This is a genomic window from Pradoshia sp. D12, assembly GCF_008935075.1.
Classification (GTDB): Bacteria; Bacillota; Bacilli; order Bacillales; family Pradoshiaceae; genus Pradoshia.
The window spans coordinates 1,915,110-1,941,307 of sequence record NZ_CP044545.1 but is presented as its reverse complement, the minus strand read 5'-3'; the positions used below and the strand labels follow the sequence as shown (position 1 = coordinate 1,941,307).

Here is a 26,198-nt window from a genome sequence, read left to right as displayed (position 1 = left end):
GGGATTACTATTATTTTATTTACATCCGATTTAGACAGAACTTTAATTTATTCAAAAAATATGATGGACAAGTACCCCATCGATAATCAAATAACACCAGTCGAATTTAAAGATGATCAGGTTATTACCTATATGTCTCAAACTTCTATTGACCTTTTACAACAATTTAATCAACAACATCTATTTGTACCAGTAACGACAAGAGCACTATATCAATATGAGAGAATTGAAGTATTTCAACAGAAAATAAAACCTAAATATGCGATTGTGAGCAATGGCGGAACGATTTTAGTAGATGGAAAGCCTGACTCAGAGTGGGACGATTTTATTAAAAACCATCTCTCTGTTACTTCACTTCCACATCATGACATGCTAAATACGTTCGCAAAGATCCGTCATGATTCCTGGGTTGAGCGTGAGTTTTATATCGATTCCTTGTTCTATATGTACCATGTAAATAAAGATACCTTACCACATCAAGAACTGCTGTCCTTTGAAGATGAATTAAACAAAATCGGATGGAGAACATTTTTGCACGGAAGAAAACTCTATATACTGCCAAGTAATTTAAATAAAGTTTTTGCAGTGGAGCATTTAAAAAAGCGGCTGGACTATGATATTCACACTGCTGCCGGGGATTCCCTTATGGATTATGATATGATCGCGATTGCCGATAAAGGATATAGTCTAAAGCATGGAGAGCTTTACGATGTCAAACCGAACGATCCAAAAATAAACTGGTTAAAAGGTAAAGGAGCAGCTTCCACAGAGGATTTAATTAAAAATCTTCTGAGCCTGTAAGAAAGCTGTAACTCGGTGGGAGTAAGAGTATAAAGTACTATCCCACTGGGTTACTGCTCATTCTTTCAATTGTTTTAGCAATTTTATTTCTAACTGAATAGCGATTCCTAAAAAACATCTATGTAATTGACCGAAAATATCATAGATTTTTTAGTTTATAGAAAAATGGACTGATTACGGGCGTATAATATTCTCCCAAAGTTATATTTTTTGTAAAAAAAGAGCAGATTTCCCAAATCTCTTAGCGCAACTGTAAAAAAATAGATATATAATATTAATGTACGAATCATCTTAGAGAAAGGAGTTTAAATATTGAATTACATAAAAATAGAACCTTTATTAAACAAATCTACAGCAGAATGGTTAGAGTTATTTCTTTCTTCTATTCGTACAAGACCATCCTATCATTTAGATGAATCAACTTTTCGTTTTCAAAGAATCAGTCTCCGAGTATTAGGTATTCCACTCGACGAAGATGAATACTATAACTCCTTATACGACATGCACCAAAAACCTTTTATACATGTGTTAAGTGAAGAATTGGATAAAACGATTGATAATCAGGTGTTCCAAACTATACATGATGTTTTAACCTTACATCGTACAGAAAATAAAGGATTATCAATTAAACGATTAATAGCCATTTTTTATGGTAAAAACTTAATACCTAAGCATACGGATTCTACAATTAACAGGCATGTACAAATATCAATCATTAAAGTGGTTGAACATTTTAAAGATAAACAGAAGAGCGGGTTGCTCTCACCTGAATTCCGCAGATTTATCATCGATATGATTAAGTGGCTTAAAAATCATTGGGAAAAATGGTCTAAAGACCTCCAAATAGGTTCAGATTTTCCGAAAGTCGTTTGGTATGGAGATCTATCCTTAAGTCAGCAATATTTTTTATTACTGCTCATGGAATTTGGTTGTGATGTTTTAATTTTGCATCCTGCCGGCACAGACTTTTTTAGCGATCTTGATCGAGAAAATGAATTTTCACTACCCTATGTGTATACGAATAAAGGGAAGCTAGAACCATTCCCTACGAAAGAAAGAGAGCGGCAAACAACTGTAGCGTATCGAGCCAACAAACAGCTTGAAATCATGTTAAATGATCATGAGTCTGGTATTTATAAACCTTGGCAATTTAGAAATTTCAAGCCTTCATCTACAACATTAAGAATGACCTATGATGATGTATTTATATATGCAAAAGAAAAAGCAATGATTAGGCCTCAATTTAAAATTGATAAGGATCGAGTAATCATTCCTGTCATATTCACAAAAATCAATGGAGTTTCACGAGATCGAGCGGATTATTGGTCTAAAATGAAGGGTCTCAAGGATTCTTCACTCTCGAAAAACATTCGCGAATTTCCTTTCACGACAAAGACAAAAGCCAATTATCATTTTCATTTTCAACATTCCTTAGATAAAGATGGCGCACTGTCACCCGAAAAAATGCTCGCAGGAAATTGGTGGAGATATGGACCTTTGCCGATTGAGCTGCAAAGGGCCATCGCCTGGACGATTAAAGAGTACTGTGAACATCCTAAATTACTAAAGCTGAATCATGAAACAGAATATGATTTGCAATTATTTTTATTTAAACAAGCGAGCTTGATTCCTGAAGATTTTCTGAAACAATTACAACAATTTGATTATTCTCAGGATGTGCCAAGAATCGTTCTATACAATATGGGAACTAACAGTACATTTACCCGTGAGGATGCGGCACTGCTGCTGTTTTTAAATGAATTTGGTGTGGATATTGTGTTATACAATCCAGCAGGACAAACCGATATAGAGAATTTTGTAGACCCATCTCATTACGATACCCATTGGCTAGAAGATATTGTTTTTGAACAAGAAATTCCAGACTTTCAGCAAGGAGAAAAATCATTCATTAAAAAGATTATTAAAAGAATATTTTAACTGATATCTAAAAGACTGAATCAACAAATATTCCAATGATTGGGGAAATAACTAATGGTAAATGAATTACAGATTAAACAAAATACAGATTTGACAGAACAGTCTGCTAATGAAGTTAGAATGCAGCTGCGCAATGAAGCACAGGTCCTTCAGATTGTTGAAAATATGGACCTGCGCAATCAAAATGAATTATTATCACTTGGGAGAGCACCGGCAGAACGGCTTTCTCAGTTTTCAGACAGAATATTAAACACGATGGCACTTTCGAAAATTGATGAATCCGGTGAATTATTAATTCAATTAGAGAAATTAATGAAACGGTTTGATAAAAATGAAATCATGAAAGAACCTAATTTCATCGCAAAATTGTTTAAAAAAGCGAAGGCGACAACGGAAGCTCTCTTTAAAAAATATCAAACATTAGGTGGAGAGCTTGATAAAATTCATAGAGAATTTGCGATGATTGAGGATGAATTAAAGCGGACAAATCAAAATCTCGAAGGTTTATATGAAGAAGATATTGAATATTATTTCGAATTAGAAAAATATGTAGTAGCTGCTGAAATGAAATTAGAGGAAGTAAATCAGACGTTAATCCCTGAATGCGAACAACGAGTAAATTCAGGCAATCAAATGGCTCGGATGGAGCTGGAAAATCTTCGTACAGTCAAAGAATTATTAGAAAGAAAAATAGATGATTTAGAAAAAGCCCGTATGGTAGCTGTTATTGCCGCTCCACAGATTAAAACCATGCAACGTGGAAATAATGATTTAGTTGCAAAGATTAATAGTGCCTTTGTTACAACCATTCCGATTTTTAAAATGGGCATTATTAATACGGTCAGTGCAAAACGTCAAAAAGTACATTCAGATTCATTGAATGCATTTGAAGATCGCACGAATCAAATGTTAAAGGATGTCACTAGCGATATTATGAATCAAAGCATTGAGATTGCTCAGCGTTCCGGTAGCTCTAGTATTAAAATGGATACCATTGAAAATATGTGGGATACGATTGTTAAAGGAATAGATGAATATAAAAAGGTTAAAGAAGAACAGTCCATGCAACGGATTGAAGATAAAAAACGTTTGGAAACGATTAGAGAGGATGCGAAACGCGTCCTATCCCAATCCTAACCGATTACCCCTATCTATAGTGAAGATAGGGTTTTTTTTATATTCTATATCACCAATTGGCTGGTAATTCGAGTGAATATTAGCTTTTTTATCGATTCATTTGAAATATCGACTTAATATGATTCTTTTTCTATCTAAAATTTGTAAATTAAAATATAATTAATTTATGTAAATAAAATACAAATAAGGAAGGTGTAATATAATGGTTAACTTAAATAAAATTGAATTAAAGAAAAAAGGACAAAATATCAATCTAACAAAAAGTACGAATCAATCACTCGGAGAACTGCTCGTAAACCTAAATTGGAATCAAAAAAGTGCTCCTAAATCCGGTGGATTCATGTCTGCTTTATTCGGTAAGTCTAATAATGTCGACCTTGATCTTGGTTGTTTATTTGAAATGAAAAATGGAGAAAAAGGCTGTGTCCAAGCTCTTGGCAATGCTTTTGGCAATTATAATGCAAGACCTTTTATGAAATTGGATGCTGATGACCGTACGGGAAGTGCAGTAGGCGGGGAAAATCTTCGGATTAACGGAGATAAAGTGACCGAAATTAAACGAATTTTAGTATATGCGTTTATTTACCAAGGAGTAGCTAATTGGTCTCAAGCAGACGGTGTCGTAACTCTTAAGTATCCTGGTGGATCCGATGTAGAAGTAAAACTAGATGAACATCTAAACGGGAAAAATATGTGTGCAATTGCAATGATAGAAAATGTTAACAACGAAACATTCAAGGTAGAAAGGCTAGTAGAGTACTTTAAGGGCCATCAGGATATGGATCGTGCTTTTAATTGGGGCATGAACTGGGTAAGAGGTTCAAAATAAAGGATTGCACCACAGTTAGCAAATTTAGAAATAACAAGGGAGAGTTACGGATGTAGCCGATCTTATTAAAAAAGAATATTGCTAAAGTTGTTTTAGAGAAGAAGAAATTACAAGGCGTTGTAGCCAGAGTAGGATTTGTTTTAGACATATCAGGTTCTATGCGAGCTTTATACCGTGACGGGGTTGTCCAGGAAGCAGTAGAGAGAATCCTGGCTGTAGCAAGCCAATTTGATGATAACGGTTCATTGGATGTATGGGTCTATGACAATGAATTTTCCAGGCTGCCTGCTGTTACAGAAAAGGATTTTGTCAATTATGTCAATGATAAGATAGTAAATAATCAGTCCATACATAAGTTTGGAAGAAATGACGAACCACAAGTTATGAAAGATGTTATACATAAATATATGAAAGAAGAACCAGCAGATGAGCCAGTCTTTTTAGTATTTATTAATGATGGCGGATGTAAATCAGGTATTAAAAAGATCATCGCAAATTCTTCAAAAATGCCGATTTTCTGGCAGTTTGTAGGTATAGGTGATTCTAATTTTGATGTGTTAAGAAAGTTGGATACAATGGAAGGCCGATTTGTGGATAATGCAAATTTCTTTCATCTGAATAATTTGGAAGATGTGTCCGATGAAGAATTGTACGATCAATTATTAAACGAATTTCCACAATGGTTAGAGGAAGCAAAGCAAAAGGGGATCTTGAGATAATATACTCAAAAGCTCTATATTTCCTTAACAAGGATTAATCTCTATAATAATTTTTGAATGATACCACACAAAAACACAAACGTTATATGTTTATGAAATGGTTTCATTCGTATTTAGAGAAGCTAAGTGCGGTTGCTCCACCGACCGGACACCAACGAGTTGGCGAAAAACACGAACATTGGCTATTTTCTTTATAAAAGTTCGAAAAATTAGAGATTATGACTGTAATTTTTACAAAATGCTATTTTTAATAAAAAGAACATATGTTCGCACCTTGTTTTGCAGTCTATTCGATCCTATGAATAGAATCGTATAATTCGTGGTATTAACCTATATAGTCAGATATAAATTATATACGGGTGATCTATATTGACAAAACAGACAAGTGACGATTGCAGATTAGGCAATTTTGAAAAAGAATATGAGCTCCCACCCGGGACCATTCGAAATCGTAATGGCAGGGATACACGCAGTGATAAGAAAATCGGGACGATACGAAAAGAATCGGATCACCACAAAAAGAAATAAAAGAAAATCACAATCTACAAACATATCGTTTTAACGGATCAGTAACGTGAGAGAGCTATTCATTTTCATATACTACGTGTAAAAGGAGATTGATGATGGCAAAAACGACACTGAAATCAAAAGCAACTTTAATTAATAATGTACAGGTCGAGGTCGAAGCAAGGGGACATAAGGTGACAATTGATGAACCGGAAAGAGCAGGAGGAACAGATCTTGGCATGAACCCATTAGAACTCCTTCTTTCATCACTCGGTGCTTGTCAAACCATTATGGCTCAAAGTTATGCGGATAAAATGGGAATTCAATACGATCGTTTAGTGATCGAGCTTGAAGGTGATTTAGATACGGGCGGTTACAAGGGAAAACCAGGTGCAAAAGTTGGTTTAGAGGAAATTCGTTATTTCGTCCATATGGAGTCTAATGCGCCTCAAGAAAAAATCGAGGAATTTATCCGTTATATAGAAGCACATTGCCCAGCACTTGATACCTTAATCAATCCAACAAAAGTTGTATCAAAAGGCGTTAAGGTCACACAAACAAAATAAAATTTTACACCGTCGCGGTATTAGTGACGGTTTTTATTTATATAGAGACAAAAAACCCAACTTACTTAGAAGTCGGGTCGTTTGATATTTAGTCTTTACTTAGTTCCATTTCTCTTAATTGTACATGACGAATCTTTCCTGAAGTCGTTTTTGGTAGCGCCTCGGTAAATTCAATGCTCCTCGGATATTTATATGGAGCGGTTAAGGTTTTTACAAAACTCTGAAGATCTGCAATCAGTTCTTTTTCTGAATGGTGTTTATAAGAGTCTGTTAGGACGATAAAGGCTTTAACAATATTTCCTCTAATCGCATCAGGACTTCCTACGACTGCACATTCCTTCACGGCAGGATGCTTAATTAAAGCATCTTCCACCTCGAACGGCCCGATTGTATATCCAGAGCTAATAATAATATCGTCGCTTCTACCCTCAAACCAAAAGAAATCTTCTTCATCTTTTAAAGCTCGGTCACCTGTAATAAAGTATTCACCTTTTCTTTGCGAAAGTGTACGTTCCGGATCTTTATAATATTCTTTAAAGAGAGCAGGTGTACTAAGATGAACACCTATATTACCAACTTCACCTGCTTGGCACAGCTGCCCATTTTCATCGACAATTTCTACTATATTTCCCGGTGTAGCTTTACCCATGGAACCAGGCTTATTTGGGATATCTTTTAATTGGCCGATTAATAATGTACTCTCGGTTTGTCCATAACCATTGCGAATCGTTACATTAAACTGATTGTAAAAAGCATTAATCACCTCTGTATTTAGTGCTTCACCAGCGGAAATCGCGCTATGGAGATAAGGTAATTTGTACGTATGTAGTTTTTCACTTTTTACAATTAACCGATATTCAGTAGGTGTACAGCAGAAAACATTTATTCGATACTTATCCAGCAAATCTAAAAAGGTATCAGCATTGAATTTTCCATTATATACGAAGCCGGTTGCTCCTGTTCCAAGTACGGATAGAAAGGGACTCCACACCCATTTTTGCCACCCAGGAGCGGCTGTTGCCCACACTAGGTCATTTTCATTAATAGACATCCAATTCTTTGCAGCAGTTTTCAAATGAGCAAAGCCCCAGGCGTGAGTATGAACGACTGCTTTTGGATTTCCTGTTGTGCCGGAAGTATAGGATAACAAAGCAATATCATCCCTGGTAGTGTTGGCAGCTTTAAATTGAGAGGAAGCTGTTTTCACTTTTTCATCTAGTGAAATCCATTGATCTTTAACATCACCAACACAGAATTTAATCAGGTTATCTGAGTCAGGTACCGCATCAATTTCAGCAGTGAATTTTTCATAACAGACTACCGCTCGAGCTTCAGCATGCTGAATTCTAAAAGCCAAATCTTTTGCACGGAGCATTTCTGAACATGGAATAAGTACAATACCGGATTTCAATGCTGCCATATAGATGGCATAAGCCTCGATTATACGGGGAACAATCACCAGTATTTTATCTCCCATTTGTAATCCCGCTTCAGCAAATACATTTCCTATTTTATTAGCTTCTTCGACTAATTGTTTATATGTAATTGATCTAGTCAGACCATCCTGATTCTCCCACTTTAGAGCCAATTTCTCTGGATCATTGGTATAACGCTCAATTTCAGTTGTTAAATTATAGACATGAGGAGCTATTAATTCTTCTCTTTTCATAAAAAAATCCTCCTAAAATACGAATCAAGTATATGATACCTGTTGTCATATGCAACTTTTAGTATCAGGTATTAAAAACAATTTTAGCTATTTTTTACTGACAAGTAAAGGAAAGAGAATAGGAATAATTTTTGTAACGGCTTACAAGGTTGACATAGCAGAAGAATAAAATTGAACAAAGTTTAATAGGTGAGTACATCAATGCAGCATCTTTATTTTATTTCTTATAGATTGTTTGAAAAATATTAGACTATCCATCCGGAAGAATGGAAAGTATTACGGTGGAATAATAGGTTTAACTTAGTAAGATGATTCGTGAAAACCATATAGAATTCTATATACGTAAAAAAGGGAAACCTATCAACTTTTAATTAAACGACTATAAATCGACAAAATAATGATTCCAAGCCCGTTATACTTATACTAGTTAATAAGCAAAGGGGATGTTAGAGTGTTTATTTTTGAGCAATTACGTGAACATGCACAAACAAAACCCAGCAGCGTGATTACTTCATTTAAGGGGAAAGAAACAACCTACTCAGATTTTTATCAAAAAGCACAAAACCTAGCAGGATTCTTTCAGCAAAAAGGATATCAAAAAGAAGATATCATAGCTCTTTACTTATTTAATTCGGATACCTTTTTAATTGCTTATTACGCTTGTCAATTAGGTGGATTTTCAGTATTGCCGATCAACACAAAACTTGCAGCTCCAGAAGTGGAGTATATTATGCGGCATTCAGAAGCTAAGGCCCTTATCTATGATGCTCGTTTAAATCCAATACTAGAGAAAATAAGTTCTACTGTGGAACAGTTTAAGGATATTCTTGAAACTGGTGAAAAAAACACTATAGAGTCAGTTTTAGAGGATCATTCTATCCCTTTCCGGCAAGAGCACATAGACAAAGAAGATACTGCAGTTATTTTCTATACATCTGGAACTACAGGTAAACCAAAGGGTGTATGTTTATCAGCAGAAAATGTACGAGCTATTGCTGAAATCTGGGCACAGTCACTAGAAACAACTTCTGAGGATCGTACACTAATCGTTACACCTTTATTTCACTGTGCAGCCAGTCATTGCTTTTCTATCCCAACAATCGTAAACGGCGGTACAGTCATCATTGAAGAAGCTTTTATACTCGGACAAACTTTGAAAGCCATGGAGATGGAAAAAGTCACGATATTTTTTGGAGTTCCCGCCATTTATAGTACGTTATTAAATGCACCTAATATGACAGAGACTGATTTATCACATCTACGGTTATTTACATACGGAGCGGCCCCTATGCCATATGAACTTGTAAAAAGATTAAAGACCTATTACCCAAATGTAAAGGTTCAGAATCTATATGGGCAAACAGAAAACTCTCCAGGGGCAACAACCCTAAAAGATCATTATGCACTAGAAAAAATCGGTTCAGTTGGAGAGCCTTTGCCCTATACAAAGGTTCGCGTCGTGAGTGAAGATGGAGAGGACGTTCCTCCTTTTGCTGTAGGAGAAATCATTGTTAAAGGTCCACAAGTAATGAAAGGGTATTTAAAAAATGAAGAAGCAACTCGCATGACACTCAGAGACGGATGGTTGTATAGCGGAGACTTGGGTCGGTTAGATGAGAACGGATTATTATATATTGTTGATCGAAAAAAAGATATGCTCATTCGTGGAGGGGAAAATGTCTATCCAGTTGAAATTGAAGAGGTTTTGTATCAATTGGATGAAATATTAGAAGCTGCTGTAGTGGGTATTCCTCATCCTGTTTATGGAGAAGTTCCTAAGGCATTTATTGTGCTAAAAGAGGGACGACATCTATCAGCGGAGCATATTCAAACCTACTGTCAACAAAATCTCGCGAAATATAAAGCTCCCGAGACAATTATCTTTGTAGAAGAATTACCACGAAATGCGAGCGGGAAAGTACTCAAACATACTTTGCGAGATAATGCTGTGAAGGCATAGGAAGACGCCTATTTAAATTAGGTGATTAATGGTTGCTCAGCAATTCAAAAAAATCTCTCAGTCAAAGTACTGTGAGATTTTTTGCTGTTATTCGAGTAAAAGAACCTGTAAAGCTGACTGAATAGTAATTAAATATACATAGTATACTTATCACCTTTTTCATAATTAACGTTACTTGCCATTATCATATGAGAAATAGCTTTATCGATAAGTATTTGTATAATTTTGCTGAATTTTCAGATATAAATAAGATTGATTAATCATTTTAGGAAATTTAATATTATAATGTAGACAGACAATATATTCATACCTATGACAGAATACGTGAATATCTTTTAAAAATAATTTATATCCAGAGGAGGAAATATGAGTAACCAAAATGTTTTGCAGGCATTTTTGAAGGAAAAAGGTGTTCATTGCCCGTATCAAATTTGGTTATCAAGTCCTGAAACTTCAGATTCTATTTTAATTGAGGGCGGGGAACATTTAGGTGTTTTCGAGCCAGTGCATATAGACTTAATGGATTTTATATCTACTCAGGAAGTTAAGGAACGTAAAACATATCTTTATTTCAAATATCCTAATCAATACATAGTATCCGTCTGCTTATCTGAATCAACTAAGTTTGACGATAAAGAAATGGATTTAATGTATTATTTTCTTTATCCGATATACAGTGAGTATGCTTTACATGCAAACCGATATAAGATCGATAAAATCATAGAGAGTATCTGTCAGACTACTTCTTTGTTAGATATTGAAGAAATATTTTCTGCAATATTAAAAAATACGATGGGAGTTATTCCAACCGCTGACTTAGGTACTTTGTGGTTATATGACCGGCAATTAGATCGTATAGTTTGTAAGACTTCAGTTGGCCATGTTATGGACGGACTTTGGAAAATGAAATATAGAATAGGAGAAGGATCTATTGGACAAATGTTCATGAATGGAACTCCGGAGCTCGTGAAGGATACTTCTAAGCTTTTATTAAAGATGGCTACTGTTTCTCCAGAAAATAATCAATATTGGGATTCTACCTATGACTTTCCCCGTCATGTCAAATCGTTAATTTCAGCTCCAATAGCTGTTGATGGCGAAATTGAGTGTGCTATGATCCTTGGCCAGGTTAAATCAAGTAAGAGTCTAACAGAACAAGATTTACACTTGATGCAAGGCTTTTCTTCTCAAATTGGTGTAGCACTTAAAAATGCAAAGTTATTCACCGATATCAAAAATCAAAATCAACTTCTGCTCAAAAGAGACGATATCCATTCCACACTAACAAATCTATCCCTGCAGAATAAGGGGGCAAAAAAGGTAATTCGTGAGCTAAACAGAATAATAGGGAAAAAATTAATATTTGTAGACCTAATCGAAAATAGCTGCATACCTGAAAGAAAAAAACTGCCCTATTCTTATACGTACCAAAAACTTTATCGTACGATTACAAACATGGAAGATGGTTTGCCATACAAAATTATTACATCTGAGCAAGAGTCCCATTGTCTATATCCAATCCGTACAGAAAATTTAATTCTTGGCTGTCTTATTATCGAGATAAAGGAACCCTTAAGTCAGCTAGACCATATCGCATTAGAACAGGGATATTCTGTCCTTGCACTTGAACTGGTTAAGAAAAAGAATTTAGTCGAGTTTTATTACAAAAATCGTCGAGAGTTATATTATGAATTGCTGCAGAGCAAAGATTCCACTACTTTATTATCTAAGGCAACTGAATTAGGAATTAAGGAGCAGGAGGAGTTTTTTTCAGTAATCCTTCAGTATATAGGAAATCAGGACGAGGAAGTGCTAGACACCTATATACACCGTTTAGTGGCTCAGTTAAAAAAAGAATTATCCTTTTATATTCAAACCATTTTCGGTGACCATAATAAAGCAATCGTTCTCTTCTGCCTTCCCGATTCCAAATCATACCCTTATATTCTGCAGATTTTAGAACAAACCATTGTGATGTGGAATGAGGAGGAAAAGGGCAGATTACTCTGCGGAGGAATCAGTTCAACATATAGCGATTTATCCCTGATTGGTAAATCTCATAATGAGGCGGAGATGGCTCTCTCATATCTTGTTTCAAAGGAAGTTCCTGATATAATAGAGTACTCGAAAATTGGACTGAACAGGTTGTTTATCAATCAAGACAAAGAAGAAATTAACCGTTTTCTGCAGGAGGTATTTGAACCCTTACAGACACCTCATCATGCAGCCAGCAAACTCGAAGAAACATTGATTACTTACTTTGAATTGAATCGATCTGCATCACAAACGGCTACTAAATTGTTTATCCATATCAATACACTTTACCAAAGATTAAAGAAGATTGAAGATTGTCTCAGTATATCATTTGAAGACGCAGAGGACATTTTACGCCTTCAACTAGCCTGTTATCTTAAGAAATCACTGAACCAAGCTTCTTAGCCTCAAATTACGACATATTTTCCACCATTATTATTGATGTTTAAAATAAAAACCTCATATATTCATTTACGAGAAGGCAATGCCTTCTCTTTGTTTATATAACTTTCTTCCACATTACCTCCTTCTCCAGCAAAAACTAGTATATAATCTTCAATTCATTACAAAGAAATTATGTAAAAACCTACATTGTATTCAAAAATCTGTATTACTAAAATACAAATTATAGTTGTTATGTTTGTGAGGAGCTTGATGATTGCCGAAGGAGGATAATGAAATGGATTTTTCTTTTACAAAAAAAGAGGAAGAATACCGTCGAACATTAAGGATATGGTTAGAGGAAAATCTACCTGAGGGTTGGATCGAAGGTAAACGAGATTTGCCAGAAAACGAAGAAGAACAAGCTCAATTTTTGAGGGACTGGCAGAAGAAAATGAATGATGGCGGATGGGTTGCCATCGCTTGGCCAGAAAAATATGGCGGTCAAAGTGCCTCGGTTATTGAAGAGATCATCTATCATCAGGAAATGGTTAGAGCAGGAGCTCCACATCTTATTAATTATATTGGAATCCATATGGTTGGGCCGACATTAATGGATATTGGAACGGAAGAGCAAAGAGAGAAATTTATCCCCAAAATACTTAATGCTGAAGAAGTATGGTGTCAGGGTTATTCTGAACCAAATGCCGGGTCTGATTTATCTGCATTGAAAACGAGTGCTGTAAAACAGGGCGACAAATGGATTATCAATGGACAAAAAGTTTGGACGAGTTATGGGCATTTGGCAGACCGTTGTTTTCTACTTGCGAGAACCTCCAATTTAGAAAAGAAGCATAAAGGAATCACGGTATTTCTAGTAGATATGAAACAACCAGGTGTTGAAGTACGTCCCATTATTCAAATGAATGGAAAGCATGATTTTAATGAGGTCTATTTCAATGACGCTGTTGCCTATGATGAAGAAATTGTTGGCGAAATTGATGAAGGCTGGAAGGTAATGATTAATTTAATGCTCCATGAACGAACTGGAATTGGCGCACAAATATTCACTCTGGAGAAGCAATTTTCTGATTTAGTGTTGCTAACGAATGAACTGAAGGAAAATGGCCAGCCGCTCATAAAAGATCCGTTTACACGACAAAAAATGGTTGAGCTCTATACTCGTTGTCGAGGTGTACTTTTAACATATTATCGCAATATTACTACCTCTATGAAAAGAGGCTATCCTGGTGCAGAAAGCTCGATGGATAAATTAATGAGCAGCGAATTAACAAAGGATTTGTTTGAGTTTGCTGTATCCATTCAGGGGCATCAAGGTGTTTTATGGAAAGAAGATGCACTGGCCAATCCTTTTTGGCAATTAGATTACTTGTCTTCCTTTGGAGTTACGATTGGCGGAGGTACAAGCGAAGTACAGAGAAATACGATTGGTGAAAGATTATTGGGATTGCCTAAGGATTTACGTTAATGAAACGGAGGTGCAATAAAAATGGATTTTTCTTTAAATGAAGAACAGGAAATGTTTCGGGGATCGGTCCGAAAATATTTAGATGGCGGAGGGCAAACAAAGATTGCTCGGGAGATGGCGAAAAATAATACGAATCTACTCACCAAGACATGGAAGGGTCTAGCACAATTGGGCTGTATGGGAATCACCGTGAAAGAAGAATATGGAGGCGCTGAATTAACTACAGTCGATCAAGTTCCAGTACTCGAAGAATTAGGACGTGCATTATTACCAGGATTATATTTAGAAACCGTCGCATTTGCAGCACCGATGATTGAAAAGTTTGGTACAACCGAACAAAAAGAAAAATACTTACCAGGAATTGCAGACGGTTCAAGAACCATTTCACTTGCATGGTTAGAGCCAGGAAAGTGTTTTAACCTGAATGATATTCAAATGACAGCAAAATTTGACGGAGATTCAATGATTCTTAACGGGTCTAAGACATTAGTTCCTGAAGGCAATCTGGCAGATACATATCTAGTGCTAGTTCGTTCTGAATCAGAAACGGATGGAAAAGGTATTTCTTTTGTCCTTGTAGATAGAAATGATGATGGTGTAGATTATCGGGTTCTTCAAGCGATGGATGAAACTCGTCATCTGACAGAAGTCAACTTCAAAAATGTAATCGTTTCCAACTCTCGGATTCTAGGCGAATTACATAGAGGCGAGGACGCCATTGAGGAAGGACTTTTATATCTGAACGCCGCCCTTACTTCAATTATGGTTGGAGGCATGGATAAAATCGTAGAAATGTGTGCCGAATATGCAAAAATCCGCGTTCAATTTGGCCAGCCAATCGGACGTTTTCAAGCGATCAAGCATCGAATTGCAGATATGAAACTGGATTTGGAGACGGCAAGATCGTTAAGTTACTATGCTGTTTGGGCTCTGGATGAAAAAGCAGAAGATGCAGCAGTGGCAGTTAATAGTGCCCGGGCATTTATTACAGAAGCGTATCTTCGTTTAGCTGGACACGGGATTCAGATTCATGGAGGCATAGGAGTAACAGAGGAAATTGACTGTCATCTGTATTTAAAAAGAGCTCAATATTATCAAACATATCTAGGGAATTCGAGATTATATAGAGAAAAGGCAGCTACAGCTCTTAATTGGTAGATTTTCAGCCTAAACCATCTTTATAAAAACAGGAAGGGATGAGTAAGTATGCCTGTAATCAATGAACTAAAAGAATATAAAAATATTATTAACGGTAACGCTGTTGCATCTTCAACCGGTGAATTTATTGAAAGTATGAATCCCTCTACAGGTATTGCTTGGGCTAGGATACCGAAAAGCACGACAGAAGACGTAGAATATACGATCCAAGCTGCCCGCAATGCATTTCCCGATTGGGCTGCCCTTCCACCATTACAACGTGCTGAATTATTAAGGCAAATTGGCGATCGACTGACTGATCATGCTGAAGAATTAGCAACTCTGGAAACAAAGGACAATGGATGGGTCATAAGCAACACAAGCTATACGCTTATCACTTCATTAAAACAAATTTGGTATGATGCAGCCGGGCTTTGTAATTATGCAAGCAGAGGCGATACCATCCCAAAGGGGCCTACAACGTTTGGTTATACGTATCGTGAACCTCTAGGAGTGGTTGTAGGGATAACACCATGGAATGCCCCTCTATTTACATTCACAATAAAAGCCGCCTATGCTTTGGCAGCAGGCAATACAGTTATCATTAAACCCTCTGAACATGCGTCTGTTTCTTCCTTACGCTACGGAGAAATTTTGGCATCCATCTTACCTCCAGGTGTCATAAATGTCTTATCTGGATATGGAACCGAAATCGGTGATGCTTTAGTAAGCAATAAGGAAATAAATAAAGTCAGTCTTACTGGCTCTAAAGCTACTGCAAGCGCAATTACCAGGGCAACTGCGAATAATCCAAAGCCATTCATCTTTGAATTGGGCGGTAAATCTCCAAATATTATTTTTGAGGATGCAAACCTGGATAAAGTAATGGAAAGATTATTGCCTTATTCCATTTTTACCGGCAATGCAGGACAAATATGTGTGGCTGGATCCAGGATATTAATTCAGAAGTCCATCTTTGAAGAAGTAATAAAAGGATTCAAGCAGGCAATGGAATCCGTGAAGCTTGGAAATACATTAAATATGCAGACAACGATGGGCCCAATCGGTAATCTATCACAATATAAGAAAGTGATTTCCTATATAGAGCTTGGAGAAAAAGAAGGAGATATTATTGCAGGTGGGAAATCTGGTGGTAATGTCTTATTACATGGAAATCATGAGTTAGAAAACGGATATTGGGTAGAGCCAACATTAATAAAGGTGGATAACCACCGTCATCGTGTATGCCAGGAAGAAATCTTTGGGCCCGTAGCAGTGGTCATACCATTTGAAACCGAAGAAGAAGCTATAGCCATTGCTAATGATACGGATTTTGGTTTGGCAGCAGGAATCTGGACGACTGATCTTGCCCGTGCAAAACGATTAATAAGCAAGATAGATGCAGGAAATGTATGGGTGAATACGTATTCTCAGGTTGGCATTGATTTACCCTTTGGAGGATTTAAAGACAGTGGTTTTGGAACAGATTCGTTTATAGAATACACCAGGGAAAAAGCATGTGTAATAGAAATTGGATAAAATATATCCCGCTAAGAAGACATCTATTAAGTTATGCTTACCTATTCTAATACCAATTGGAGTTGATAAAAATGTTTAATTGGTCAGATGAACGAATTTTTGATCCAGATATGCCAAGGACTATTGACTATCCCAATTTGCCGGTAGGAGCGATTTTAAAAGGAAGTGCCAGCCGTTTTGGGAACCGAACCGCTTTTATTTATCGTGATACGCATATTAGCTATGAACAGGTTTACCGTGATTCCCTTCGGTTTGCTTATTCATTGAAGAAGCTTGGCGTAGAAAAAGGTACAGTCATTTCAGTTCATTTACCAACGTGCCCTCAATATATTGTTGCTTATTATGGAATTGTTTTATCCGGTGCTATATATTCACCAATTAATCCTTATTTTCCAAAAGATGATGTCTGCTTTCAGCTTCAGGATTCGGATACTGAAATTATTATTACTCATGAATCAACAGTGGATGATATACAAAGTCTGCAAGCAAACTTAAATTTAAAGAAGGTAATTGTGACCGGAGACCAGGAAATGTTTTCATATAGTAATCCAGTAGATGTAAAGGATTACGGAGCGGATTGGTATAGCTTAGCGGATTTGATTACTTCAGGTGTAGATGAGGAATTTGATCCAGGTATTGATCCAAAAAATGATCTTGTCCATATTGCGTATACGGGTGGAACAACAGGTAGACCTAAAGGTGTTATGATTACACATTCTAATTTGATTAGCAGTTTTCTGCAGACGACAGCCTGGACGGCTGGATTATTGCCAAGAATTACAGACAATAATGGACTTGAAGTAGTAAGAGTCGAGAAAGATATCGACAAATACCTAGCTAAATACCCGTGTTTGACAGAGGAAGCCATTTCACTCAGTCCTTCACCTTTGTTTCATATATCCGGTGTTTATTCTTGTATGGCATATCCAATGTTAGTAGGGTACACTGTCGTTCTCATTGATCGTTTTAAACCGATTACATTTCTTGAATATATCGAAAAATATCAAGTGACACATGTGAGCGGTTCTCCATCCATGTGGAATGGCTTATTCGGTCATCCAGACATACATAATTATGATTTTTCATCTGTAAAGAATGCCGGATCCGGTTCCGCCCCATTAGTACAAGAGGAAATGAAACTATTAGCAAAAACATTCCCAAATGCCAAGATTGGAGAAGGCTATGGACAAACAGAAGCGACAGCAACGATCACGAATACTGTTATGTTGTGGTCTGGATTGCAAAAGATTGGAACAGTTGGACATCCACTTTTTGATACAGAAGTGAAAATCATCCCTGCAGATGGCAGCAGCGACGAACCATTACCTGTAGGATCCACAGGTGAAATATGTGCAAAAGGTCCACAAATTATGAAGGGATATTATAATAAGCCCATCGAAACAGATGAAGCGCTTAGAGATGGCTGGCTCCATACAGGAGATATCGGAATGCTGGACGAAGATGGATTCATCACCATCGTTGACCGCAAAAAAGATATGTTGATTTATAAAGGTTATAACGTCTATCCAAGCAGGCTTGAGGATGCGCTATTTAAGCATCCTGCGGTAAGCAACGCCACCGTAATCGGCAAACCTTCAGCAGGTGTGGGAGAAATCCCAAAGGCATTTGTTATTCTCAAGCCGGGAGCAACAGCAACTGTTGAAGAACTTATCGATTTTGTTAATCAGGAAGTCGTTCACTATGCAAAAATACGAGAATTGGAGATTGTTGAAGTATTTCCTGTATCACCAGCAGGTAAAATTCTTAAACGAATACTGCGTGAGAAAGAATTAAAGACAATAAATAGCCCAATATAAATAAATCATTTTATTATTTCAGGAGATTTATAAGACTACTTTATAGATTGAATCATTCTATAGAGTAGTTATTAATTTGTTAGATAAATATAAACTTTTATCATTCAACTACAGCACAATGTGGTTTGTCCATGTAACGCTATCTACTATTGTAGTGTAGAACATTACAAGACTATGTGGATATTTATGTTGAAACCTACATTGATGCTACTTGTATATTATCTTAAAATTTGCATAAACAATCGTCATTTTTACACATAAAGCCTATTAATGGGAGGCAAAGCTATGGAGCTTGATAAAAGTATAATTGGTTTAGAAGGAAGCACTTTTTCAGTTGAGGTAGAAAAGCGACATATTCGTCAATTTGCGGATGCTATAGGAGATTCTAATCCTTTATATACGGACGAAGCATACGCTAAAAACACATTTTATGAGGGAATTATTGCTCCTCCAACCTTCTTAATTGCCTTAAGCAGTGAAGGAAATCATCTTCCTCTAAAACTAGACGAAAAGCGGATGCTTCATGGAGAGCAGGAGTTTATCTATTATCGTTCAATTCGGCTGGGTGATCGACTCATTTGTAAAAGCAAGGTAGCGGATTTATACGAAAAAGACGGAAACAGCGGTAAAATGCAATTTCTTGTCCTTGATACCGAATTTAAAGACGAGAGCGGAGAGATGGTAGCCATCAGCCGTATGAATATCATTTATCGAGCTGCTTTATGAAAAGATAGGGGGTCAAATGGATGGAGATACAATATCAGGATTTAAGAGCGGGACAAGCGCTTCCTGTCTTAAAAAAACCGCCCATTACAAAGGTTCAATTAGTCAAATATGCCGGTGCATCCGGCGATTTCAACCCGCTACATACTGACGATGAGTTTGCGCAAAAGATTGGCATGAATGGTGTGATTGCTCACGGAATGCTAATTATGGGCTTTTTAGGCCAATACATTATGGAGCTTGCAGGCACCACAGCTGAAATTAAACAGTTTAAGATGCGATTTGGGGCGATGACAATTCCAGGTGACTTAATAACATGTTCCTCAACTGTAGAAAAAATCTATGAGGAAGATGGCCTGAGAATGGCAGATTTGAATTTAATAGCTGAAAAGGAATCCGGATCAGTTGTTGGTTCTGGTAAAGCCACTTTAAAATTTCGTTAACTTGTACAGGAAAAGGAGGCATTAATGTGGGGGATATAAGCAATCGCTATGCCATTGTAGGAATTGGAGAGAGTGAACGGTCAAGAAAATCAGGAACCACACCACTCCATATGGCTTTAGTAGCTGCACGGAATGCATTGCAGGATGCTGGGCTTGAAGCTAAAGAAATTGATGGAGTTATGAGCTATAGTACTGGTGATTCCTGCTCTTCACACCAGCTGGCAACTTATTTGGGGATACGCCCCAGTTATGTTAATGACGTCATGGGTGGCGGAAGCTCGACTGAAATGTTAATTGCAGATGCAGTTGGATTAATAGAAGCAGGCTTAGTAAAAACCGTATTAATTTGGAGATCTATGAATGGTTCTTCCGGAAAAAAGGTCGGACGAGGATATGATCCTGACATGATCCAGGAAGCAATTGATGGAGGAAGCTTCATTATTCCGTATGGTTCCGCAAGTCCATCTCAGTGGTTTGGAATGTTTGCTACAAGGCATATGTATGAAACAGGGATTACACGTGAACATCTGGGCCATGTTTGTGTAGATTTTTATGAACATGCCCAACGAAACCCTAAAGCATTCCTAAACGGACATCCATTAACAATGGAGGAATATATGGAAACGCCATACATTAGCTATCCATTTACTAAACACGATTGCTGTGTTGAATTGGATGAAGCGAATGCGATCATTGTTACGTCAGCTGAAAGGGCTAAAGATTGTAAGTCCAAACCAGTTTATATTATGGGAATTTCAGCAAGAGAATGTCATCCACATGCCCACTATTGGTCCGATTTGACTCAGGTAGCATCAGATTATGTCGCTCCACAATTATATAAATCAGCTGGTGTACAGCCATCAGATATTCAAGTAGCCTCCATATATGACTGCTTTAGCTGGGTTGTGCTTCGTCAGCTCGAAGCCTTTGGGTTTGCTCCACGTGGAGAAGTGGGGGATTTCGTTGCTGCAGGAAACTTGAGGATAGGAGGAAGCCTTCCTACCAATACAGCAGGGGGAATGCTTTCAGAAGGCTATACTCATGGAATGAATAATGTACTTGAGATCGTTAGGCAAATTCGTCACGAGTACAAAGGAACTGATCGTCAAGTTGAGAATTGTGAAATCGGAATCTGTACAGGTTGGGCGGGTCCAGATATAGCCGGTGCTATGATTCTTAGAAATTAGGAGGGATATAAAATGGCCTATCAAAAACCCATTCCACTAAAAAACCAGGATAACAAGCCTTACTGGGATTCGGCAGATAAACATGAACTTTCCATCCAGAAATGTGATTCCTGTCATAAATATCAACATCCTCCTGGTCCAGCCTGCTCAAAATGCGGCAGTCCTAAACTGAGTTGGGACTCATTCGGTAACGAAGTCTACGGAACTATTTATTCCTATATCATTTCCTATCGACCATTTCTGCCTGGTTTCCAGGACGATCTGCCGACTGTTATTGCTCAGGTCGAACTAGAAGGACTGCCTGAAATTAAAATAACAGGTAATGTTTTAAACTGTAATCCTGACGAAGTAAAGATTGGCATGGACGTCCAAATGTTTTGGCAGGATATCAACGAGGAACGAGCTCTTCCTCAGTGGAAATTGAGGTAAATAATAAATTGTTAGACTGAAACCATGATTCTTTGGCAGCAAAGAGTTATGGTTTTTGTGTTTCTTACTATAATAAAATTATTGTTTAAATCTGGGATATATTAGTAGCTAAACAGTGACATTCTAATCAAGTATTTAGTTCTAAGGTATCTTTTGTTGGCAATTTGAACACAATTCTATAAAGTATAATATAAGGATATAAAAAAACAGCAAAAGGAAGAACTCTTTGTTATTTTTAAACAAAAGTCATCAGTCCCTTTTATAGTTGAAAAAGATTAAGTTAAATAGTAAGTCGAACTTCTAAATGGGAGGGGAAAGATGAAAATTTATGTGGATGCAGATGCTTGTCCAGTGAAAGATATTATTATTTCTGAAGCAAGCGATTTTGAAATACAGGTTATCCTTGTTACAAGCTTTTCTCATTTTTCTAATGCAGAACAGCCATCAGGAGTGAAAACCATTTATGTTGATTCTGGAGCAGATGCTGCAGATTTTCGAATTGTGAAGTTAGTGGAAAAAGGAGATATTATCGTTACGCAAGATTATGGTCTTGCATCACTAGGTTTAGCAAAAGGAATTATCGTCCTCCACCATAAAGGTTTTAGATATACAAATGAAAATATTGACCAATTATTACAAACACGTTATTTAAGTGCAATGGCTAGAAAAGGTGGACAGCGAACAAAAGGACCAAAGCCTTTTACAGCTGAAGACCGGGAGCAATTTAGGAATCTTTTTAAACAGGTTATTTCTGTTAAAAATTAGGCTAAACTCAGAGATTTAAAAAGGAGATAAATATTTTGAAGTATTCAAAATCGCAAATGCAACAACTAATTAAGGGAAATAAAGAACTGCATACACGCTTTAAAGAGTTAAAGGCTGAGCATGGTCTTGAAAAAAACAATGCCATCAAGGCCTTGTACCATTCAGAAGTTGCGGATGGAGGAAAGTATCAGGCAGCTTACCAAGCACTTGATCAGCTCAAAAAGTAGATCCTTATATCTTATTTACACTTAAAAAATGCTGAAGATATAAGTGGATTAAGTTAGTAACCAAAATATGAAAGTAGGTTGCTGGGTAATACAAGGTTACTGTTCAATAGAAAAGGTTATTCAGCAATCGGGCGCTTTCCCTTAAGAAGGATAGCACCCATTTTTACATTTAAGGGCCAGTTTGTGGAAGATCGAACTTTAAGTATTTAAGAGTTTGGGAAGAAATATATTTATTGTAAAGATGAAATTAGCGGAGAAACAGTTGTTATTTGAAACATATTTAATCACTTAGTAAGAGTGAGTGATATAGGTTTAATCAGAAAAGGTATTATTCTCAGTTAATAAAAAAGAGATTTACACATTTTTTATTCCTAGCTGAAACAAGATCCTACTTTGGATCTTGTTTTTCTTATAAATCGTTTTCTCCACACGGACAATAAGAAGAAAGGGTGATTTGTATATGTCATTAGTCACATACCTAGGGGAAACCTCTAATCATTGTGTATTTTTTTCTAGTTTACATAATATATATTATAGGAAGTTGTGAAAACTAATTAAACAAGCGTCTCATTAATCAAGATTACTTTAGCAATTGAGACAAAATAGAAAAATTTTCAACTATGGATTTCGGTCATTTATTTAATTTAATTATATAGTTTTATTTTTTCATTAAGTTAATCTGTATAATCCCTGGTTGTTTTAATAATTTGATCTTGAACAGATTCTCTATAGAATTTTATTTTTACTTTTGTAAATGAATTATGAAGCTTATAAATGTTTAACTTGTACGTAGATTTAGGGTTAAATTAATTGATTGGTTTTTATAGTCTTGCTGCCAAATTTACTTCTGGCTTTCTACTTTAGTTTACATAATGTTATTATGGCAACTTTACTTCTCATTTATTTATTAACTCTATAAATTAGTAGCGATCGATAAAAATAATTTTGTTAAGACTTATTCCAGGTACGGATTCGTCGCTTCATTCAATTGTATCGTTTATAACAATGCTGATAAAAAAAAGATTCATGTTTTTATGGAATCTGCAGTGTCAATCCCCATTCATCTTCTCTATTTCACAATAAAAAAACTGCCCATAAAGTATGATTCACAACTTTAAAAGACAGATTAATCTAGTGTTATAAAACTATATTTTCTTAAATTATAAATACAAATAACATGTGGTCAATTCATCATAGATTTATATAAACCATCTAAACGGATTAACATCACTTCAATTTTATGTTCATCATTTAAATTGGCTTGCCCAGTCACGATTTGATCTTTTGAACTTTCAGAACCTTCTTTTTGGAGCTGTATTTCTACTGAGAAATCATACACGCTATCTTTTTCATCTACCTTTTCGTAGTCAATCTTTTTAATTTGCAATTGGTAATCATTTTTTATTGGTTCTATCATGACTGTTGAACCGTAGCGATTAACGAATTCCGTATATGATGTTTCATTTGCAAAATAATCTTTAAATAGCTTTTCTTCATATTGCCGTAAAGCTGCAATTTTCTCTTCGCTTTCTTGATCCACTATTTGTTTTAATTCATCACTTGGACCTGTAAGACTATTCTGTAATACAGCTTCAACGGTCTGAATATTTTCATCTTGTGTTTTCGCTTCCTTTTCTTCGGTACAACCCACTAACATTAATAGAAGTAAAGTAAATAAAACAGTTGCAAAAACATCACTCAGTCGTTTTTTCACATAAACCTCTCCCTTTTGGCAAACTTCCTATATCTGATTATATCTTTAAATGTATTTATTTACCATTTTAATATGGGTGTTTCCTGTTTTCTGCCAGGTTTGATCAAGCATCAAATCAGTGTAAGAGGAACTGCTTTATGCAGAAAGGTATCGGCACGTGTTTTAACAACACCGTAAAAATCTATGGGGTGTTGTTAAGTTGTATGCGTATTTTTGATGTTGATGTGTAAATTCAATAAAACATTAATGATAGATGAAGTTTCCCTAATTAATCCGTTATTTATTTTTTTCTACCCGTTCACCGAACCCGGTGATCTCTTTCTATGTCTCTTAACAATAAAAGACGGCCATTCACAAATGCTCTGTATTAATCCGATTCTTTTCATAAGGCTGTTCTGGTGGTACTTCATATTCTAATTCAATATCAAATGAGGAATCCTGTAACGTGGGGTCTATTGAATTCACTTCTTCCTTTTCTTTTCCTACTATTTCTGCTTTACTATTTTTCTTATTCATATATGTACCTCCTATATATTATGTACATATAGGTTTACCAGGTAACCCTTTATGTATGCTTGTTTATAGCATGTCCTTTAATCTCCCGCTTCTCTTTACATAATCACTTATAATTAAATAAGTTAAAAATTTGCAGTATTCGGATCTATCTTCGATGTAGCTTTTTATTTTAGTTCTCTCTTATTCAAAGGACATATTCTCTTCTCTACCAAAATAACCTATAGTAAACAGGTTAATTTGGAGGGATCATATGAATAATACTCTTATCACTGCTGATATGATTACGAGATTTAATGAGCTCAACAAGAAGAAAAAAGAGATTGAAATGGAAATGGAAAAACTGAAAGAGGTTTTTCATACGTATTTTGATCATCATGTAGGTGCAAATAATAAAGGTGAATTAATCGACAATGGTATAAAGCTTCAAAGGCAGATACGCAAATATGAAAAATACAGTACTGTACCAACTGTATATAAATTAGAAGAACTAAATATGAATGAATTAATTAAAACAGTGAAAATCCCAGATGAAGAAAAGATGAATGCTGCTATTAAGCTTGGCTTCCTTAAGGAAGAGGATTTTGAAAGCTGCAAGCTAATCACTTACTCCAAGGCTATTTCAGTGAAAGAAGTATAACGGTCAGATATTAAGAAAAATGTGCGTTAGAAAGGTTAACAAGATTAAAGACAGATCTATATGAATCCTCTACACTTATAATAAACTATGTTAATAAGGTGGAAGGATGATACAGTATGAGAATAGAGAATGAAAGGCAACTGGCTGAAATGATTATCCAACTGGATTTATTGCGTGATCAGCTCTATGAAGAGTTACAGAATAATTTTGGATCAAGAGGCCAGGAGTTTCTACGTACTGTGCAAAATAGCCCATTACAGCATGATATATCCATGCATTATACAGTTGAGGATAGACGCGGTATCTCCCTTGCTTTATTGGAGATTATGTTCATTACTGCGAAACAAAAAAAGCAGATAGGATAAAACATAATTATTACTAAGACAATCCGTTATAGATCATAGATGTATTCATATGATAAGGGCATAGAAAATCCGCTATGCCCTTTTTGTTTATGATAAAATTTGCTGTTGCAGCCGCTCCAATTCTTCCTCGATTTTAACTAGTTCAATTCGTTCAAATAAAGGTTTTACATGTGATAAATGTTTAAGCTATGAGTAAATTTCGCAGTATTTTAGTTATATCGCAATAGAAGCTAGGTTTGTCTTTCTTACTTTAATTAATCTACAAACGATTTATTAAGTATCGTTTTTTGATTAATCATCAGGAAGTTCCAGAAGAGGCAGTATACTGATGAAAATTAAAGGAATGAAGTGGAATTTCTATGAGGGGAACCGTACACACATTAATTCAATACAAGAGAGAACAATTAAACGGGGTCAAAGAAATTGTTAAAGTAACAATCACCATTTGTTCATTAAAAACAACAATACATAAAGTCCTGGAAGAAACAGAGCACGCTTTTGTTTGTGAGGGTGTGCGTTTCCCGATATCCAAAACAATGTAGGGGTCATTAAGTCATCAACGATTTAAAATTTACCCAAAGATGTATCAAGAATAGAAAAACTCTATCACGAGGTTGAATTGGGGCAGCACCAAGGGGAATTGGAGAAGTTGCAAAGACATATGGAAGA

25 protein-coding genes and 1 pseudogene are annotated in these 26,198 nt (G+C 36.0%); 23 read left to right on the top strand and 3 right to left on the bottom strand.

Annotated features, from left to right (window positions below; translation table 11 throughout):
- Positions 1 to 3 precede the first annotated feature (3 nt).
- The 8 genes and pseudogenes from F7984_RS09420 to F7984_RS09395 all read left to right on the top strand — a co-directional run bounded on the left by F7984_RS09420 (position 4) and on the right by F7984_RS09395 (position 6,497).
- The gene (locus F7984_RS09420; protein WP_308810536.1) at positions 4 to 801 is read left to right on the top strand and encodes an HAD family hydrolase; all 798 of its coding nucleotides are present in this window, start codon (positions 4 to 6) and stop codon (positions 799 to 801) included.
- A gap of 312 nt (positions 802 to 1,113) precedes the next feature.
- Positions 1,114 to 2,739, top strand: a complete 1,626-nt coding sequence (locus F7984_RS09415) for a YceG family protein (RefSeq protein ID WP_140461468.1) — start codon at positions 1,114 to 1,116, stop codon at positions 2,737 to 2,739.
- Positions 2,740 to 2,793: 54 nt separating this feature from the next.
- Positions 2,794 to 3,876: a toxic anion resistance protein gene (locus tag F7984_RS09410; protein ID WP_066103781.1), complete on the top strand. Its 1,083-nt coding sequence runs from the start codon at positions 2,794 to 2,796 to the stop codon at positions 3,874 to 3,876.
- 199 nt (positions 3,877 to 4,075) lie between these two features.
- Positions 4,076 to 4,705: pseudogene (locus F7984_RS09405) on the top strand (TerD family protein); the annotation flags it as partial.
- A gap of 59 nt (positions 4,706 to 4,764) precedes the next feature.
- Complete coding sequence (locus F7984_RS09400) at positions 4,765 to 5,424, top strand: vWA domain-containing protein (protein WP_225983721.1); 660 nt, start codon at positions 4,765 to 4,767, stop codon at positions 5,422 to 5,424.
- Between the two features lie 53 nt (positions 5,425 to 5,477).
- Positions 5,478 to 5,621 carry a hypothetical protein gene (locus tag F7984_RS19050; RefSeq protein WP_192796845.1) on the top strand — a complete coding sequence of 48 codons (144 nt, stop codon included), beginning with the start codon at positions 5,478 to 5,480 and terminating at the stop codon, positions 5,619 to 5,621.
- A gap of 172 nt (positions 5,622 to 5,793) precedes the next feature.
- Positions 5,794 to 5,952 (top strand): hypothetical protein, encoded by a 159-nt coding sequence (locus F7984_RS19045; RefSeq protein ID WP_181162001.1) that lies wholly within the window; start codon positions 5,794 to 5,796, stop codon positions 5,950 to 5,952.
- A gap of 95 nt (positions 5,953 to 6,047) precedes the next feature.
- The gene (locus F7984_RS09395; RefSeq protein WP_066103785.1) at positions 6,048 to 6,497 is read left to right on the top strand and encodes an OsmC family protein; all 450 of its coding nucleotides are present in this window, start codon (positions 6,048 to 6,050) and stop codon (positions 6,495 to 6,497) included.
- A gap of 88 nt (positions 6,498 to 6,585) precedes the next feature.
- Here the strand turns inward: F7984_RS09395 and mbcS are convergent, their stop codons facing one another.
- On the bottom strand, positions 6,586 to 8,166 hold the full coding sequence (gene mbcS, locus F7984_RS09390) for an acyl-CoA synthetase MbcS (RefSeq protein WP_140461466.1): 1,581 nt from the start codon (positions 8,164 to 8,166) through the stop codon (positions 6,586 to 6,588).
- Positions 8,167 to 8,617: 451 nt separating this feature from the next.
- Between mbcS and F7984_RS09385 the strand changes: the two genes are divergently transcribed.
- The 12 genes from F7984_RS09385 to F7984_RS09330 all read left to right on the top strand — a co-directional run bounded on the left by F7984_RS09385 (position 8,618) and on the right by F7984_RS09330 (position 22,297).
- Complete coding sequence (locus F7984_RS09385; protein ID WP_140461465.1) at positions 8,618 to 10,126, top strand: class I adenylate-forming enzyme family protein; 1,509 nt, start codon at positions 8,618 to 8,620, stop codon at positions 10,124 to 10,126.
- Positions 10,127 to 10,492: 366 nt separating this feature from the next.
- Positions 10,493 to 12,565, top strand: a complete 2,073-nt coding sequence (locus F7984_RS09380; RefSeq protein WP_140461464.1) for a helix-turn-helix domain-containing protein — start codon at positions 10,493 to 10,495, stop codon at positions 12,563 to 12,565.
- 274 nt (positions 12,566 to 12,839) lie between these two features.
- Positions 12,840 to 14,030, top strand: coding sequence for an acyl-CoA dehydrogenase family protein (locus F7984_RS09375; RefSeq protein WP_140461463.1), 1,191 nt, complete (start codon positions 12,840 to 12,842; stop codon positions 14,028 to 14,030).
- A 21-nt stretch (positions 14,031 to 14,051) separates the two neighbouring features.
- Positions 14,052 to 15,188: an acyl-CoA dehydrogenase family protein gene (locus F7984_RS09370; protein ID WP_140461462.1), complete on the top strand. Its 1,137-nt coding sequence runs from the start codon at positions 14,052 to 14,054 to the stop codon at positions 15,186 to 15,188.
- 48 nt (positions 15,189 to 15,236) lie between these two features.
- A complete protein-coding gene (locus F7984_RS09365; protein ID WP_066103797.1) occupies positions 15,237 to 16,706 on the top strand; it encodes an aldehyde dehydrogenase family protein in 1,470 nt (489 codons plus the stop codon).
- A gap of 71 nt (positions 16,707 to 16,777) precedes the next feature.
- A complete protein-coding gene (locus F7984_RS09360; protein WP_140461461.1) occupies positions 16,778 to 18,523 on the top strand; it encodes a class I adenylate-forming enzyme family protein in 1,746 nt (581 codons plus the stop codon).
- A gap of 285 nt (positions 18,524 to 18,808) precedes the next feature.
- Positions 18,809 to 19,249, top strand: a complete 441-nt coding sequence (locus F7984_RS09355; RefSeq protein WP_140461460.1) for a MaoC family dehydratase N-terminal domain-containing protein — start codon at positions 18,809 to 18,811, stop codon at positions 19,247 to 19,249.
- Between the two features lie 20 nt (positions 19,250 to 19,269).
- Positions 19,270 to 19,689 (top strand): MaoC/PaaZ C-terminal domain-containing protein, encoded by a 420-nt coding sequence (locus tag F7984_RS09350; RefSeq protein WP_066103802.1) that lies wholly within the window; start codon positions 19,270 to 19,272, stop codon positions 19,687 to 19,689.
- A 26-nt stretch (positions 19,690 to 19,715) separates the two neighbouring features.
- Positions 19,716 to 20,876 carry a thiolase C-terminal domain-containing protein gene (locus tag F7984_RS09345; protein WP_066103804.1) on the top strand — a complete coding sequence of 387 codons (1,161 nt, stop codon included), beginning with the start codon at positions 19,716 to 19,718 and terminating at the stop codon, positions 20,874 to 20,876.
- A gap of 12 nt (positions 20,877 to 20,888) precedes the next feature.
- A complete protein-coding gene (locus F7984_RS09340; RefSeq protein ID WP_066103806.1) occupies positions 20,889 to 21,305 on the top strand; it encodes a Zn-ribbon domain-containing OB-fold protein in 417 nt (138 codons plus the stop codon).
- A 318-nt stretch (positions 21,306 to 21,623) separates the two neighbouring features.
- Positions 21,624 to 22,070 (top strand): YaiI/YqxD family protein, encoded by a 447-nt coding sequence (locus F7984_RS09335; RefSeq protein ID WP_066103808.1) that lies wholly within the window; start codon positions 21,624 to 21,626, stop codon positions 22,068 to 22,070.
- Between the two features lie 35 nt (positions 22,071 to 22,105).
- Positions 22,106 to 22,297: a hypothetical protein gene (locus F7984_RS09330; protein WP_066103809.1), complete on the top strand. Its 192-nt coding sequence runs from the start codon at positions 22,106 to 22,108 to the stop codon at positions 22,295 to 22,297.
- Between the two features lie 1,183 nt (positions 22,298 to 23,480).
- On the opposite strand, the gene F7984_RS09325 is transcribed toward F7984_RS09330, so the two are convergent.
- Positions 23,481 to 24,011, bottom strand: a complete 531-nt coding sequence (locus tag F7984_RS09325) for a hypothetical protein (protein ID WP_139891934.1) — start codon at positions 24,009 to 24,011, stop codon at positions 23,481 to 23,483.
- 351 nt (positions 24,012 to 24,362) lie between these two features.
- The gene (locus F7984_RS19040) at positions 24,363 to 24,527 is read right to left on the bottom strand and encodes a hypothetical protein (RefSeq protein ID WP_175354257.1); all 165 of its coding nucleotides are present in this window, start codon (positions 24,525 to 24,527) and stop codon (positions 24,363 to 24,365) included.
- A 250-nt stretch (positions 24,528 to 24,777) separates the two neighbouring features.
- Between F7984_RS19040 and F7984_RS09320 the strand changes: the two genes are divergently transcribed.
- The 3 genes from F7984_RS09320 to F7984_RS09310 all read left to right on the top strand — a co-directional run bounded on the left by F7984_RS09320 (position 24,778) and on the right by F7984_RS09310 (position 26,071).
- Positions 24,778 to 25,164, top strand: coding sequence for a hypothetical protein (locus tag F7984_RS09320; protein WP_139891935.1), 387 nt, complete (start codon positions 24,778 to 24,780; stop codon positions 25,162 to 25,164).
- A gap of 116 nt (positions 25,165 to 25,280) precedes the next feature.
- Positions 25,281 to 25,529, top strand: a complete 249-nt coding sequence (locus F7984_RS09315; protein ID WP_066103816.1) for a hypothetical protein — start codon at positions 25,281 to 25,283, stop codon at positions 25,527 to 25,529.
- Between the two features lie 359 nt (positions 25,530 to 25,888).
- A complete protein-coding gene (locus F7984_RS09310) occupies positions 25,889 to 26,071 on the top strand; it encodes a hypothetical protein (protein WP_066103818.1) in 183 nt (60 codons plus the stop codon).
- Positions 26,072 to 26,198 lie beyond the last annotated feature (127 nt).